We start from the raw sequence: 15,224 nt of genomic DNA on the forward strand, positions 1-15,224 counted from the left end.
TACTAAGTCAGTACTAACTGAAGATTAAATACTGAGCAAGGATTAGCCAAACCCATTAAAATATAATATTCTAACAAAACCAAAAATAAAGAATAAAAGAGATAGTTATGCGTCAATATGCACTCGCTGCTGCCATTTTAGCATTAAGTAACAGCGCACTCGCAAATACGATTGAAGACACCGTAGTGAATGGCTTAAATAAACCCGCGATTTATTACACCGATATCGAGCCACACTTAAAAACCGTAGCAAAGCATCCTAGCGTCAAACTAGAACAAATTGGTACCTCATTTCAAGGACAGACACTCAATTCTCTTAAAATTGGCACAGGCCCAATCAAAGTGATGATGTGGAGCCAAATGCACGGCGACGAAAACACAGCAACTGCCGCACTTATGGACTTTTTAAGCTTCATAACAGCTGATGAAAACGCACAATGGCTAAAAAGCTGGCGACAGAAAATATCCCTTCTCATAATCCCTATGGTGAACCCTGACGGCGCGGCCGTACAAACCCGTTATAATGCTCAAGGAATTGATTTAAATCGCGATGCTAAAGCTCTTCGCACAAAAGAAGGGCAAATACTAATGGCTGCCGCAAATCAGTTTAAACCTGACTTTGGCTTTAATTTACATGATCAGAACGCATATTACGGAGCAGGAAAAAAAGGTAAACAAGCCACCATTTCAGTGCTAGCGCCAGCCTATAACGAAGCGAGAGAAGTAAATAAAAGTCGCGGCGAGGCTATGCAGTTTATAGCCCACTTAGCTAAAACGGTTGAAACAATAATCCCAGGCCACTTAGGAAAGTACAACGACAGTTACTCATACCGTAGCTTTGGGGATACTTTTTCGGAAAAGGGTATTAGAACAATATTAATTGAATCAGGAGCGTACCCTAATGATCCAAACCGACAAATAGCACGCAAGGTTAACCGTGTTTTATACAAAAAGACGATTGATTCGTTAACTTCGGGGGAGTGGAAAGACGCGAGGATATCGCAATATCACGCTATTCCATTTAACGCTAAAGACAATTGGGTCGACTTACTAATAGACGACATAATCGTAAATAGTGAGCTAGGTGATTACCAGATAGATATTGCAATTAACAATAAAGGACAGTCACCTGTAATCAAAGAGCTAGGTGATATAAGTAGTATCCGCCAAGGTTATACGAGTTTAGATGCAAGCAGCCTAAGCTTTAAGGCAGGTAACAGCTTTGTTTTAAATAAATCGTTAACGCTTACAGAAAGTAGCTATAAAAATATTTTAAAACAAGGCTATAGCTGTTTTTCGGGTGATATGAACAAATTAAAAAACACCTCAAAATGGCCAGTTTACGCGTGCAAAAGTATATTTACATCAATACCATCTCTTCACGCCCCTGCTGCTTTTTTCTTACAAGCCGACAGCATAAATAAGTATGCTATTTTGGGGACTGAGTTAATTAATCTAGAAAGTTAATAACAAAAGACAGTCACCCATAATTAAAAACACGCTTTGAAAGACAGGCACTCTTAAAAGTGCCTACTAAATCTTCAAATACTTTAGATTTTTTAACCTAAAATACTCGTTTTGTAGGCAACCTACCCTATTAGCTTAATCCACTAGTAAAAACCAAGATAAAAGATTTAGCTTTCTGAGAATTGAAAGTACGAGTTAGCTGCAATCTTTTGCAAAAAATAAAAGTTGAGAGAAATTTAAGATTAGCTAGCAAGTAATAACTTACAACTTGTTATATTACTTCGCCGCTTTCGAGCAGTTTTACTACAGTAGTTTTCAATAGCTTGTATTCGTCCTACAGCACCGTGAAATAAATGTTCAAACTGTGTTGTTAATGTWAGCCAATTTGCTGGCTCGAGATTAAGCCTCTCAAGGATAGGAGGTAAATGATGATCTATATATCCGCGTTTATCCGTGCTAATACAACGCCCTGTCTGCTCTACAAGTAACAGGTATGACTTTAACTCAAAAGGTATTCCCTTTGATTTATTCTTGTTCATACCACCAACAAAACGAGCTAGTAGCTTAGGTTGTTTTGAATTCTTCGCTCCCTGACACCGCTTTTTGAAACTTGTATAGTCAGATTGCTCTGGGGTCCTCGCAACCTCTGCACGAACAGGGTTTAAATCAACATAGGCCATGCACGCTAAAAGAGCAGATTCATCAAGTAGTGCTTGGCCCTTGAAGCGCCCTTCCCAAAAATGCCCGGTACATTCGTCTTCTTTATTTGCACGTCTGGCAATATATTCATTAAGCATTCGCATGAACCAACTAATGCTAGAAAGGCGAGTCCTATACTCTGCAACCTCTTTATTTAAAAAGGCCTGTTGAACGTCACTCAATTGCTCACCACGGAGGAAGTTTTGACCTAAAGGCGTCATTTTACTGAGCTTATTCCAGCGTAGAAGAACGGCCTTATCGGTTAACCTATTTGCTTTTTTATCATCTACATAAAGCACAATATGAGTATGATTACTCATCACTGCATAAGCACACACATCAATACAAAATACCTTCGCAAGAACAAGCAGACGATCTTCAACCCACCCTCGGCGATGTTCATATGATTTACCTGTGAGAGTATCTTCTCCGCAAAGGTAGGCGCGTCTAACGCATCGGGATACACAGTGATAGTATTTAGTATTCGACAAACAGATTTGCCGCTTCCTTGCTAAAGCCATCGTCCACTCCTTGAACTGATAATTTGAAACGCATTAGCTGTAACTAAAGTGTAGACAAAAACTCTTGTGCTGCAAGAACAGTTAAGTGTAATGACTAAGTGTAATGACTGTCTATTTAAATTTCTGCCTTTGGATTACAGCTGAGAGCTAGGCTTAAAGTGACTGTCCATGTAAAGAGTTAAACACTTTGTTACGGAAAAAAGCTGTTCAAATATCGTTAAAACCATATACTGCAAACAACAAGAAAAAAGATGAGGTTTTCTCGTGCAGTTCACTCAAGGTATGGAATACTTCTTTTCTGGCTTTAAGTTAATTAGCCAAAAGGGGTTGAAACGTTTTGTACTTATTCCTTTAACAATCAATATCCTGCTTTTTGGTAGTTCGCTGTTCTTTTTGTACGGTTGGCTCACTGATGGCTTTGCTTACATGAACTCGTTATTACCAGAATGGCTTAGCTGGCTCGAATGGCTAATGTGGCCGATTGCCGTGCTGGTGATTTTATTTAGTTACAGCATGCTCTTCACGGTTATTACGAATTTTATAGCAGCCCCATTTAACGGCCTGCTCAGTGAAAAAGTTGAGCTTTACTTAACTGGGCAAAAAATTAATGACGATAGCCTTTTCGATACAATGAAAGATGTGCCGCGCATGCTAGGACGAGAGTGGACAAAACTTTGCTATTACCTACCACGCGCTATTGGCTTTTTTATTTTATTGTGGATTTTACCTGTGATTGGGCAAGTTTTATGGGTGCTTTTCACCTGTTGGATGTATGCCGTTCAATATGAAGACTACGCTTTCGATAACCATAAAATTAGCTTTAACGAAATGAAAGGTGACTTAAAGCAAAAGCAAACCTTGTCCTATGGTTTTGGTTTAGCTGTAATGATTTTAACTGCAATCCCAATTGTTAACTTAATTGTCATGCCTGTTGCAGTATGTGGAGGCACACGTTTATGGGTCGATAATTACCGAAGTAAATATCGAACTTAAATTAGATGTTTAATCGTCTAATGAAAAGGCCAATAGTTTTAGCTATTGGCCTTTTTATTTTCAAATTGATGCTAACTGTAAAGGCTTTGTGGAACCTTAGTTACATTCAAATGTACTGTGACCTCTTCACGATCGTGATACAAATGCTTGGCTTGCAGCTCGTAGCTCACTCCATATTTATCAAGCTCTTCTTTGATCATTTTCAAACATTCGTAAACGCTGTCAAAACGTTTTTTCATAGGCAACTTGAGATTAAAGATTAGCTCTTTAGCGTAGGCATTAACTGCCCAATCAATCATAAGATTAGTCACTTTTGTCGGCTTCTCTACCATGTCACACACTAACCACTGAATATTGCGCTTTTCAGGGCGATATTTAAAACCATCTACTCTGAAGTGCTTAACCTGCCCTGTTTCCATCAAATCATCATTCATTGGGCCATTATCGATTGCGCTTACAAACATTCCACGGCGCACCAGCTGATAAGTCCAACCACCTGGGCAAGCGCCTAAATCAACGCCTCGCATGCCAGGTTGCATACGTTCTTCGGCTTCATGGGGGGGAATAAACACGTTAAAGGCTTCATCGAGTTTTAAGGTAGAGCGGCTCGGCGCATCATTAGGCATACGTAAGCGCGGAATACCCATAAAGAAAGGCGAGTTGTTAAATGTATACGAATAGCCGACATAAGCACTGTCATTTGCTAAAAATAACACATGCATTACTGGTTTCTTCTCTGCAAGCTCGCGAGTTACCTTCGAGCGCTTTTCAAGCAACTTTTTCAGTGGCGTCGAAATCTTTTTGCAGAACTTAGACAGCTCTTTACCTTCGTTAGTATCGGGCGTTTCTACGCGTAAGTCACCACATTCAGGAAAGTCAGCGGCAGCATCAACAATGGCACTAACACGGTCTTCAAGTGGCATATTATCCACTAGAGTGCCAGTAAACCATTGACGCGCAAATACCATATTTTTGAAGTCGACTTTTTTTATGATTTCATCGCCGTGACTTGCATCAAAACATTCATAAACAACAATACCTGTATTTGGTTTTGTTTTAACGTAACCTGCAAAGCCTTGTTCAGCAGCTTGAAAGGTAATTTCAGCAGCGGCATCATTTTCAAAACCACTGCGACAATAAATAATTACACTCGACATAGATAACCCTTAAAACTTATATCGTGCGGCTTGAACTAACAAAATAGCCCAACCAATAATAAAACAAACGCCGCCAATAGGGGTGATAGGCCCAAGCCATTTCATGCCCGTTAATGCGAGTAAATACAAACTACCACTAAATAGAAACGTACCTGCTATAAAAAATCCACCAGCCCAACTTAGGTTCATGCCCCACTTAATTAAGATAGCAATAGCTATAAGTGCAAGGCCATGCACCATTTGATACTCAGCAGCTGTTTTAAAAATCCCAATTGCGTATTCCGAGACACGGTTTTTTAAACCATGAGCGGCAAATGCACCAAGCATCACCGAAAACATGCAGAATAAGCTGCCAACCATTAAATATAGTTTGATCATTGCTCATCTCCTGCCACTAAATTAATAATAAACTTTGCTGCATAATCAGCAGCTTGCTGTAGATTCTCTTCTTCAGTAATTCCACTTTTTTTACGTGGTTTTAGTGAATGATCACCATCTTTGAGAAATTTGATTTCTGGCGGATTAATCATTTTAAGATCAGCGAGCTCTTGCTGATTTCCAAATGTATCGCGCTCACCTTGCAGAACTAAAAAAGGACATGGTATGTCTGCAAAATGCTCTATACGAAGTTTTTCAGGTTTTCCTGGTGGGTGAAACGGATAACCAAAAGCCACAACTCCGGCTATTTTAGCTAGGCTCTGCTCGGTACAAAGCATAGAAGCCATACGCCCCCCCATTGATTTACCACCGATAAATAAAGGCAGCTCTGGCTGTCTCTCTCTCAGCACCTCTGCAAAGTATGCAAGCAACTTAGGAGCACGCTCTGGCGGTCTTCGCTTGCCTGTCTCTTTTGCAATTTGCATATATTGAAAATCAAACAACGCCACATCAATATTGAACTGACTAATAAGTTTAGCCATTGTTTGCATAAACTCAGAGTCGCTGCCCGCCCCTGCGCCGTGTGCAAATATAAACTGTGCACGGGCATTGCCCGTTGCACTTTTAAACCACTGTAACATGTTAATACTCTTGTTCTTGCTCTACTAAGCTCAGCATCCAGTCTTTGAAAGACACTATTTTACCAAGCTCTGTTTGCGATTCACGGATCACTAAATAGTAAGCATTTTTACTTTCTAATGAGTGATTAAACGGTATGACAAGTCGACCTGCATCAATATCAGGTTTAGCTAATACGCTATTACCAATAGCAACACCCTGACCATGCACCGCAGCTTGTAATACCATCGATGAGTGACTAAAAATTGGCCCTTGGTTAACTTGCACATTACGCACACCGGCCGTTTTCATCCAAGTTTTCCAATTTTTACGGGTCGTATCATGCAATAACGTATGATTCGCCAAATCACTTGGTTGATTGAGTGGCTTAGGGCCTGTTAATAATAATGGGCTACATAAAGGCACCAGATATTCAGTGTGCAGCTTATAAGTTTGCACCCCACTCCAGTGACCTCGGCCATAATAAATGGCAATATCGACATCGTCAGAAAGTGAATTCTCATCCTGATCTTGCGCTTTAATTCGCACATCAATCTCAGGGTGTAATTCATTAAATAAACTAAGTCTGGGCACTAACCATTGAATCGCAAAACTTGGCGTTAAGCTCACTGTCAGTGAACCTTTCGCACCTCGTGCAAGCAACTTTTCTGTAGCATCAATCAGCTGGGTAAAAATCTCTTTAATATCTAAAAAGTAACCTTGCCCTTCTTCGGTCAGCAATAAAGAGCGATTTTTACGCAAAAACAGTTTTAAACCTAAATGCTCTTCTAGGGTTTTAATTTGGTGACTCACCGCTGCTTGCGTTACATACAGCTCTTCTGCCGCTTTAGTAAAGCTCAAATGACGAGCCGCAGCTTCGAATGCTTTTAGCGCATTTAAGGGAGGTAAACGACGAGACATAATCACCAAGCTTAGAATTAGTTTTTCTTATGCGTCGATTATAGCGATACAAATAAAAAAAGGCGACCATGGTCGCCTTTTTCATACTTAAATAGCAAGATTACAAGTCACTAGCGCTAGTATCTAGTGGTGCAAAGCTCTTAACCAAGTCATCAACCGCTTTCATTTGCGATAAATAACCTTCTAGTTTACTTAGTGCAAGTGCACAAGGACCATCACATTTTGCTTCATTAGGATTAGGGTGAGCTTCAATGAACAGACCTGCAATACCTAATGCCATACCACTACGCGCAAGCTCTGCAGCTTGTGCACGGCGACCATCCGCAGAGTCAGCACGACCACCAGGACGCTGTAATGCGTGTGTTGCATCAAAGATAACCGGCGCCATAGGCTTCATGTCATCCATACCTAGCATATCAACCACTAGGTTGTTATAACCAAAACTTGTGCCACGTTCACACAGCGCAACGTTGTTGTTGCCCGCTTCATTAAACTTTTTAATGATATGGCGCATTTCATGTGGCGCTAAAAACTGTGGTTTTTTCACGTTGATAATGGCGCCAGTTTTTGCCATAGCAACGACTAAATCAGTTTGTCGAGCAAGAAAAGCAGGTAATTGAATAACATCAACAACTTCAGCCACAGGTGCGGCTTGATGTGGCTCATGTACATCAGTGATTAAAGGCACATTGAAAGTAGATTTAATTTCTTCAAATATTTTTAAACCTTCTTCCATACCTGGGCCACGGTATGAATTAATTGAAGAGCGGTTTGCTTTATCAAAAGATGCTTTAAACACATATGGAATGTTTAGCTTTGATGTTACTTCTACGTAATGCTCAGCAATACGCATCGCTAAATCACGTGATTCAAGTACATTCATACCACCAAACAGCACAAATGGCTTGTTGTTGGCTAATTCAATGTCGTTAATTTTAATTAACTGGTTGTTCATTTCTATTCCTTAAGGTGCAACAGCTTGAAGCATTAATCCACAAATATAAGCCATGTAAGTACCTACACCGTAACCCAAAACAGCAAGTAAAACACCTACTGGCGCGAGAGACGGGTGGAATGCTGATGCAACAACAGGTGCAGATGCTGCGCCGCCTACATTCGCTTGAGAGCCTACTGCCATATAAAACAGTGGTGCTTTAATTAGTTTCGCGACGATTAACATTAAGCTTGCATGAGTAATCATCCAAATCGCGCCCAGTACAAAATACATTGGCGAGTCAAAAATCGCGGTAATATTCATATGTAAACCAATTGAAGCAACAAGAATGTATAAAAAGCTTGATGCTACTTTTGAAGCACCAAAGGCTTCAATATGGCGAACTTTAGTAAATGATAAACTAATACCTATGGTGGTAGAAATAACAATCAACCAAAAGAATTTACTATTTAAACTATACTCTTGCGCCCAAGGGAAATTAGCCCCAAAAAACGGACCTAAAAAGTCTGCACAAAAATGAGCAAGGCCAGTAATACCAAAGGCAATAGCAATAATCGTCATGTAATCATTTAAGGTTGGCATACGCGCATGCTCAGCATGATACTTTTCAACGCGCTCTTTTAAATCTTCAATTGCACGAGTATCTGCCCCTGTTTTGGCATCAATCGCCTTATGATTAGCTGCCATTAATAACAACACCGCCATCCATAAGTTCGCCACGATGACATCAACAGTTACCATTGCAGAGAAAATATCACCGCCCACTTCAAACATTTCTTTCATTGATGCTTGGTTTGCACCACCACCAATCCAGCTACCAGCAATGGTCGTCATACCGCGCCATACAGCATCAGGGCCATGGCCTCCGACAGCTTCAGGGTAAACCGCACTCATTACTAAGATAGCGAGTGGTCCACCAATAACGATACCCATGGTACCCGTTAAAAACATTATTAATGCTTTAGGACCAAGGTTAATAATGGCTTTTAAATCAATACTAATGGTCAGCAATATTAAGCAGGCTGGCAGTAAATAACGTGATGCAACAAAATAAACATTTGAAGAGTGACCATCAACAATACCAAAGGTATTCAGTAATGATGGTAAAAAGTAGCAAAGTAATAATGCCGGTACGTATTTATAAAATTTTTGGCACGCAGCATTATTACTGTGAGAGGTTTTAAAAATAAACCCCAAAATAACGGCAAGCAAACCAAGTACGACTGCGTCATTGGTAATTAGCGCACTGTGGGCGTCAGTCATAAATGTTCCTTTAAAATTAGTGGTGTGTATTATTGTTGTCTTCTATTTCAGCAATTTGATGCTGAATAACTTCGATAGCAGGATCATCTGGGCACTCGTTAATAAAGTACTGCAAATCATCGCGGGCCATTTTTGGGCAATCTAGCTGATTAAGTAAATAACCACGGTCACGACGCTCATAAGGGTCATCACCAAGTAATTCCATCAACATTTCAACACAATGCAAAGCATGACCAAATTTACTTTCGCTAATAAAAGACCATTTTTGCTGAGCTAAATATAATTTATATAGCTCTTCATCAAAAATCAGCTCAAGAGGTTCTTGTTCATCACCATTTTCTTCACACGCATTCTCTGGTGTTATATACCAGCTCTGCTGTCCCGTGCTGGGCTCAATTAAATAACCTTCTTCATCACTCATACCAACATGAACGTGCACGTCTCCTTGACTAAGAGTAACAGTCGCGTCCAATTCAGCATGTTGCAATAAATGACAAAGTAAAACTGCCAGCGTGGTTTGTGTACCACTGCGCATGGTAATGGTGTAGCTAAAACTATTTAACGTATACTCAGGCACTTTTAAGCTTGATGAGCTAAATAGCCATTGTTGATAAAAGGTATCAAGTAACTTATCGAGACGCTCATGTGGCTCTTTTAATTCAGCGCAAAGAGCTGTTACCGTGTCTTCAAGCTCATTGAGGGTGTCATAACAGGCTGTTAAATCAGCTTGATGATCCCACTTCAATTCAGCATCGATACAACGATAAAGCACTTTCGAAGAAAATGCGTCAAAGGCCTCTTCTTGATAGGATTCATTTTGATCTTCAAACCAAGGGGTGGTCATTTATACTGCTACATCTCTTACAAAAACGAACAGCTAGTTTACCTACTTTTCCCCTAAGTTACCAATACTGAGCGATGAGATATAGAAAAGCGGTATGACAACCTAGGCCATCAAATACCGCTTAGAGATTCTTAAAGAAGAAGTGCTGTTTTAGCAGAGGCTAAATAGCCAATTGCCAATAAGATGAGTGTGGTGATTACAAGTAATACGAGCTTCGCACTTTTTGCATTTTGCTTAGCAGCAACAACACCTAACACAATGTATGCAATAACTAAGATTATCTTTTCTAATAACCAAGACTGCTCTAAAGGGTTAAATCCTGCCATCACAATCAATACCACTGCAGAAACTAGCAGTAAAGTGTCGATACTATGACTACCAATAAATACCACTTTATTTTTTGCCAAAGTGCCCGATTTTAAGCGTGAAAACGAACGAACGTAAAATAAGATAATACTCAACACGGCAAACAGCATGTGAGTATGTTTTACTGCTAAATAATCCATATGCCCCTAATTTTGTTTTAATTAATCTGGATAACGTACAAGTACGTCTTCTATTTCTTTAACCCGCTGATTAAACACTTCAATTAACTTCGGATCAAATTGTTTGCCCTGTTGCGAGTTAATTTCCTTGATTACATCTTCAAGTGACCACGGCTCTTTATAACAGCGTTTATGACGTAGCGCATCAAACACATCAGCTAATGCTACAATGCGACCTGCAATTGGAATTTCCTCACCTTTTAAACCTTTCGGATAGCCTGAACCATCCCAACGCTCATGATGTGATAAAGCAATAATGGCTCCTGTATTAACAATGTCACGATTTGAATCTTTTAAAATTAAATGACCTTTTTCAGCATGCTGCTGCATGATAGCCCATTCTTCGTCGGTGAGCGGCCCTGGCTTATTTAAAATTGCATCAGGAATACCCACTTTACCTACATCATGTAGGGGCGCTGCTAAGCGAATAAGTTCAGCTTCGCGTTTGGGTAAACCATAGCCCAAGGCCAATTCATAGCAAATGTGCGAAACACGTTTTACATGGTTACCGGTTTCCGTTGAGCGTTGCTCTAACGCTTCACTAAGCCTAAATACTAACTCTTGCTGTGTTGCTTCAATTTCAGATTGTAACTGTACATTTTCATACGCCAACTGCACATTTTGTGAAAAAATTTCAATCAGATGACGCTGAGTGTCTGTTAAATGCTTAGGGATACCGGAAATAAATAACATCGAGTTGTGATTACATTCACTACAACAATAAGCAAATAAATAATTTTCACGGTAGACGATGGTTTTTTCGTTCAATGCTTGCTGGCAGGCTTGCAACTGCTCATTATCTAGGACTTCTTCGATAGCCTTACCTTCACTACGTTCAAACTCACCACGCCCCGAAAATACCACTAACTTCTTTTGATTATCCTGCGGGTTACTGGCAACTAAGCTTGTTGCATACATTGCTTGATCAACAGTACCGAGTAATGAGGTGAGTTGTTGCATCACCCCTTCAATAAAGCTCTCAAGTGAATGAGTTGAGAAAATATCACGTGATGCTTTAATAATTTTTTCAAGGCCTTGACGAGATTGCTCAATCGATAAAATGTCACGGTAAGAACGTAAACTCGACATAACCACGGTAAAAAGTTTCTGTGCAGTTAGCTCAGTTTTTGACTTGTAGTCATTGATATCGTAGTTAACTATCACTTGTCGCTCAGGTGCTTGACCTGGCTGACCGGTACGAAGAATGATACGAATGTGATTATTTTTTGCAGTTTCGCGAATAAACTTAGCAACTTTAAGGCCTGCGTCGTCAGTTTCCATTACCACATCAAGTAATACGATGGCAGCATCTGGATGCTGCTCAATTACCTCTTTGGCTTCTTCACCCGAATAGGCACTAATAAACTCTAAGCGTTTATCTTGAAATTCAAAGTCACTCAACGCAAGCTTTGTTACGGCATGTACTTCTGGCTCATCATCGACGATGATGACTTTCCAACTACCCTGAACCACCTCATTAACTTCATCAAGTGCTTCATCCGAAAACAAAAAATCATCCATTCTATGGGACCCTCAAAGGCTATGTACGCACAGTGCTCTTCATGATTATTTAGGCCATTGTGCTAAGGTTACACGGTCATTACCGCCAAGATCTTTAATTGTAAGTATATGGCTATACGACATTTGTGCAAAAAATTCTTGTACCTTCACACTTTGTTTGTAGCCATGTTCAATTAAAAGATAGCCATTTGTCGTTAAATAGTCACGCGCGCTAGTAATAATTTGTTTAATATCAGCCATACCGTCATCATCTGCAACTAATGCAGAGAGCGGTTCAAAGCGAACATCACCTTGGCTTAAGTGCTCATCATCATGTTCAATATACGGAGGATTGCTGACAATTAGGTCAAACTTTTCTGTACTTACTGCACTAAACCAATTGCTCAACGTAAAAGTGGCGTTGTTAATACTAAGTCGTTGTTTGTTCTCTTGGGCAAGCTCAACTGCATCAGCAACTCTATCAACCCCTGTCACCTGCCAATTTGGCATTTCACTGGCTAATGCTAAGGCAATTGCCCCTGTTCCCGTGCCTAAATCAAGCACCTTGGCATCAGCAGGTAATTCAAGACCTAAAGCATACTCAACTAAAGTTTCGGTATCGGGTCTTGGGATCAAAGTCGTTGGGTTAACCTTCAAAGGAAGGCTCCAAAATTCACGAAAGCCAACAATGTGAGCAACGGGTTCACCATTTAAACGGCGCTGACATGCTTGTTGAAAATCAAGTTGTTGCTGTTCGGTAAGTTGTTTTTCTGGCCAGGTAAATAAGTAACTGCGTGGTTTATCAAGAATGGATAATAAGAGGACTTGTGCGTCTAGCTTAGCACTGTCGCTGCTAGGCGTTAATAACGCCGTTGCAGCAACAATTGCTTGTTCAATGCTTTGCGGCACGATTATTCATCGCCCATCGCAGCAAGTAAATCAGCTTGGTGTTCTTGCATTAGAGGTTCAATAACACTGCCCAAATCACCTGCAACTACTTCATTTAAACGGTAAAGCGTTAAATTAATACGGTGATCTGTGATACGACCCTGCGGGTAATTATAAGTACGAATACGCTCAGAACGGTCACCACTACCTACTAGGTTACGACGCTCTGATGCTTCAGCCGCTTGACGCTTTTCATCTTCAGCTTGTTGTAAGCGCGCACCAAGTACTGACATCGCTTTAGCACGGTTTTTATGCTGTGAACGTTCATCCTGACACTCTACAACTACGCCCGTTGGAATATGCGTAATACGGATTGCTGAGTCAGTTTTATTTACGTGCTGACCACCGGCACCCGATGCACGGAAAGTATCTACTTTAATATCCGCAGGATTAATCTCAATTGCTTCCGCTTCAGGGATTTCAGCCATGACTGCTACAGTACACGCAGATGTATGAACACGGCCTTGCGATTCTGTCTCTGGTACACGTTGTACACGGTGCGCACCTGATTCGAACTTAAGCTGACCATAAACACCTTCACCTGAGATATGTGCAATCACTTCTTTATAACCGCCGTGCTCACCTTCATTAGTACTAACGACTTCCACCTTCCACTTTTTAGTTTCAGCGTAGCGACTGTACATACGGAATAAGTCACCTGCGAAGATAGCAGCTTCATCACCACCGGTACCGGCACGAACCTCTAGGTAGACGTTATTATTGTCTTTAGGGTCCTTAGGTAACATTAGAATTTGGATTTCGTCTTCTAAAGCAATTATTTGTGCTTTTGCTTCTTTATATTCTTCTTGCGCCATTTCACGCATATCAGGATCAGAGTCTTTTAACATTTCTTCAGCAGTAGCAACATCATCTTGTGCTTGTTGGTAAGCTAAAAATGCTTTTACGATTTCTTCTAATTCTGAGTATTCTTTAGATAAGGCACGAAAGCGATTTTGGTCGCTGATCACAGAGGGGTCGCTTAGTAGCGCTTGCACTTCCTCATAACGCTCAACTAAGGTTTCTAATTTTCTATAAACAGACTCTTTCATTTAACGACTATTCCTGATCAATACCTAACATTTTCTTTAATTGGCTTAACTCCGCTGCTTCACCTTTTTTAGCAGCATCTTGAATGGCACGGGTAGGTGCGTGCATCAAGCGGTTGGTCAGTTTGTTTGCCAACTCGAGTATAACTTTTTCAGCTTCTTTACCTGCTTGCAGCTGGCCTAAGGCTTTTTCGACTAGTTCTGACTTTATATCTTGTACATCGTTGCGATAATGGCGAATTAAATCCACCGAATCGAGTGAACGCAACCACATAGCAAATTCATCGGTACGTGAGCGAATAATAGCTTGTGCTTGCTCAGCAGCCTGCTCACGGGCGGCGATATTCTCGCTTACTATGGCTTGTAAGTCATCAACTGAATACAAATAGGCCGCATCTAATTCGCCTACTTGGCTCTCGATATCACGTGGTACTGCAATATCAATAAATAACATTGGTTTGTGACGGCGCTTTTTCAGCGCTTGTTCTACTACCCCTTTACCAATGATGGGCAAAGTACTGGCGGTTGAACTAATTACAATATCTGCATCATGTAAACGCTCAGGTAACTGAGCTAATGCAATGACATCCGCATCAACATCATCTGCTAACGTTTTAGCTCGTTCAATAGTACGGTTAGCAACTGTTATTTTTTGCGGATCATTTTGGTATAAGTGTTTAGCAACCAGCTCTATCGTCTCACCTGCCCCAATAAGCAATACATTGGTTTTATCTAATTTGCCATAAATGTGCTTAGCAAGATTAACAGCTGCATAAGCAACAGATACCGCACTGGCACCAATATCAGTTTCGGTACGAACTTGTTTTGCAACTGAAAATGTTTTTTGAAATAAACGGTCGAAGGTTACACCTATCGCATCATGGGTTTTCGCATTATGGTAAGCTTGCTTTATTTGCCCTAAAATTTGCGGCTCACCGAGTACTAACGAATCTAGACCACATGAAACCCGCATTAAATGGTTAATTGCTTCATGATCTTCATGATAATAAACATTATTGCTCAGTTCCTGTTCATCCAACCCATGGAAACTGGCTAACCAGTGCAACAGGGTTTGGGAATTACGCTCAGCAAGGCTACAATAGATTTCAGTTCGGTTGCAGGTCGAAACAATAACCGCCTCATTAAAATGCGAGTGACCACTTAATTGCTGCAACGCCTCAGACATTTGCTCTGGCGAAAAAGCGACTTTTTCACGTAATTCTACGGATGCGGTTTTGTGATTTATACCAAGTGCTACGATGGTCATATGTACCAAATATTGCTAAGCCCAGCTGTAAAGGCGTTAATTTTACCAAAAATCAGCGGAATATGGAAAGTAAGGAACGACATTTGATTAAACAATATTTGAT

At 40.5% G+C, this 15,224-nt stretch carries 15 protein-coding genes; 2 read left to right on the plus strand and 13 right to left on the minus strand.

Going from position 1 to position 15,224, the window contains the following annotated elements; translation table 11 throughout:
• The first annotated feature begins 107 nt into the window (after window positions 1-107).
• Entirely contained in the window at window positions 108-1,466 is a 1,359-nt protein-coding gene (locus L1D46_RS16610) for a M14 family zinc carboxypeptidase (RefSeq protein WP_239977900.1), read from the plus strand.
• 242 nt (window positions 1,467-1,708) lie between these two features.
• Here L1D46_RS16610 and L1D46_RS16615 read toward each other — a convergent pair whose 3' ends face one another.
• Complete coding sequence (locus tag L1D46_RS16615) at window positions 1,709-2,686, minus strand: transposase (protein WP_239977901.1); 978 nt, start codon at window positions 2,684-2,686, stop codon at window positions 1,709-1,711.
• Between the two features lie 264 nt (window positions 2,687-2,950).
• On the opposite strand from L1D46_RS16615, the gene cysZ reads away from it, so the two are divergent.
• Window positions 2,951-3,679 carry a sulfate transporter CysZ gene (cysZ, locus tag L1D46_RS16620; protein WP_130051189.1) on the plus strand — a complete coding sequence of 243 codons (729 nt, stop codon included), beginning with the start codon at window positions 2,951-2,953 and terminating at the stop codon, window positions 3,677-3,679.
• A gap of 71 nt (window positions 3,680-3,750) precedes the next feature.
• On the opposite strand, the gene rlmM is transcribed toward cysZ, so the two are convergent.
• From rlmM to hemA, 12 genes are all read right to left on the minus strand, one after another.
• Complete coding sequence (rlmM, locus tag L1D46_RS16625) at window positions 3,751-4,836, minus strand: 23S rRNA (cytidine(2498)-2'-O)-methyltransferase RlmM (RefSeq protein ID WP_239977902.1); 1,086 nt, start codon at window positions 4,834-4,836, stop codon at window positions 3,751-3,753.
• Between the two features lie 9 nt (window positions 4,837-4,845).
• Window positions 4,846-5,214, minus strand: coding sequence for a DUF423 domain-containing protein (locus L1D46_RS16630; protein WP_167659218.1), 369 nt, complete (start codon window positions 5,212-5,214; stop codon window positions 4,846-4,848).
• Complete coding sequence (locus L1D46_RS16635; RefSeq protein WP_130051187.1) at window positions 5,211-5,855, minus strand: alpha/beta family hydrolase; 645 nt, start codon at window positions 5,853-5,855, stop codon at window positions 5,211-5,213. Before L1D46_RS16635 ends, L1D46_RS16630 begins: the two co-directional genes overlap by 4 nt.
• Window position 5,856: 1 nt before the next feature.
• On the minus strand, window positions 5,857-6,753 hold the full coding sequence (locus L1D46_RS16640) for a transcriptional regulator GcvA (RefSeq protein WP_063706073.1): 897 nt from the start codon (window positions 6,751-6,753) through the stop codon (window positions 5,857-5,859).
• 100 nt (window positions 6,754-6,853) lie between these two features.
• Complete coding sequence (kdsA, locus tag L1D46_RS16645) at window positions 6,854-7,708, minus strand: 3-deoxy-8-phosphooctulonate synthase (RefSeq protein ID WP_130051186.1); 855 nt, start codon at window positions 7,706-7,708, stop codon at window positions 6,854-6,856.
• 9 nt (window positions 7,709-7,717) lie between these two features.
• Window positions 7,718-8,971 (minus strand): DUF819 family protein, encoded by a 1,254-nt coding sequence (locus tag L1D46_RS16650; RefSeq protein WP_130051185.1) that lies wholly within the window; start codon window positions 8,969-8,971, stop codon window positions 7,718-7,720.
• Between the two features lie 16 nt (window positions 8,972-8,987).
• Window positions 8,988-9,815 carry a tetratricopeptide repeat protein gene (locus tag L1D46_RS16655; protein ID WP_130051184.1) on the minus strand — a complete coding sequence of 276 codons (828 nt, stop codon included), beginning with the start codon at window positions 9,813-9,815 and terminating at the stop codon, window positions 8,988-8,990.
• 131 nt (window positions 9,816-9,946) lie between these two features.
• Window positions 9,947-10,321, minus strand: coding sequence for a SirB2 family protein (locus L1D46_RS16660; protein WP_130051183.1), 375 nt, complete (start codon window positions 10,319-10,321; stop codon window positions 9,947-9,949).
• 21 nt (window positions 10,322-10,342) lie between these two features.
• A complete protein-coding gene (locus L1D46_RS16665; RefSeq protein WP_239977903.1) occupies window positions 10,343-11,881 on the minus strand; it encodes a response regulator in 1,539 nt (512 codons plus the stop codon).
• Window positions 11,882-11,926: 45 nt separating this feature from the next.
• Entirely contained in the window at window positions 11,927-12,769 is an 843-nt protein-coding gene (gene prmC, locus L1D46_RS16670; RefSeq protein WP_239977904.1) for a peptide chain release factor N(5)-glutamine methyltransferase, read from the minus strand.
• 2 nt (window positions 12,770-12,771) lie between these two features.
• On the minus strand, window positions 12,772-13,857 hold the full coding sequence (prfA, locus tag L1D46_RS16675) for a peptide chain release factor 1 (protein WP_054551648.1): 1,086 nt from the start codon (window positions 13,855-13,857) through the stop codon (window positions 12,772-12,774).
• A gap of 7 nt (window positions 13,858-13,864) precedes the next feature.
• Window positions 13,865-15,121: a glutamyl-tRNA reductase gene (hemA, locus tag L1D46_RS16680; protein ID WP_239977905.1), complete on the minus strand. Its 1,257-nt coding sequence runs from the start codon at window positions 15,119-15,121 to the stop codon at window positions 13,865-13,867.
• Window positions 15,122-15,224: the final 103 nt, after the last annotated feature.

The organism is Pseudoalteromonas sp. Isolate3, from assembly GCF_022398505.1.
GTDB lineage: Bacteria > Pseudomonadota > Gammaproteobacteria > Enterobacterales > Alteromonadaceae > Pseudoalteromonas > Pseudoalteromonas apostichopi.

Bases quoted from the DNA above. Each gene is read 5' to 3' on its own strand.
- L1D46_RS16610 (WP_239977900.1), top strand. From the start codon at position 108: ATGCGTCAATATGCACTCGCTGCTGCCATTTTAGCATTAAGTAACAGC.
- L1D46_RS16665 (WP_239977903.1), bottom strand. From the start codon at position 11,881: ATGGATGATTTTTTGTTTTCGGATGAAGCACTTGATGAAGTTAATGAG.
- L1D46_RS16660 (WP_130051183.1), bottom strand. From the start codon at position 10,321: ATGGATTATTTAGCAGTAAAACATACTCACATGCTGTTTGCCGTGTTG.
- L1D46_RS16650 (WP_130051185.1), bottom strand. From the start codon at position 8,971: ATGACTGACGCCCACAGTGCGCTAATTACCAATGACGCAGTCGTACTT.
- L1D46_RS16640 (WP_063706073.1), bottom strand. From the start codon at position 6,753: ATGTCTCGTCGTTTACCTCCCTTAAATGCGCTAAAAGCATTCGAAGCT.
- kdsA (WP_130051186.1), bottom strand. From the start codon at position 7,708: ATGAACAACCAGTTAATTAAAATTAACGACATTGAATTAGCCAACAAC.
- prfA (WP_054551648.1), bottom strand. From the start codon at position 13,857: ATGAAAGAGTCTGTTTATAGAAAATTAGAAACCTTAGTTGAGCGTTAT.
- L1D46_RS16630 (WP_167659218.1), bottom strand. From the start codon at position 5,214: ATGATCAAACTATATTTAATGGTTGGCAGCTTATTCTGCATGTTTTCG.
- L1D46_RS16655 (WP_130051184.1), bottom strand. From the start codon at position 9,815: ATGACCACCCCTTGGTTTGAAGATCAAAATGAATCCTATCAAGAAGAG.
- L1D46_RS16635 (WP_130051187.1), bottom strand. From the start codon at position 5,855: ATGTTACAGTGGTTTAAAAGTGCAACGGGCAATGCCCGTGCACAGTTT.
- rlmM (WP_239977902.1), bottom strand. From the start codon at position 4,836: ATGTCGAGTGTAATTATTTATTGTCGCAGTGGTTTTGAAAATGATGCC.
- hemA (WP_239977905.1), bottom strand. From the start codon at position 15,121: ATGACCATCGTAGCACTTGGTATAAATCACAAAACCGCATCCGTAGAA.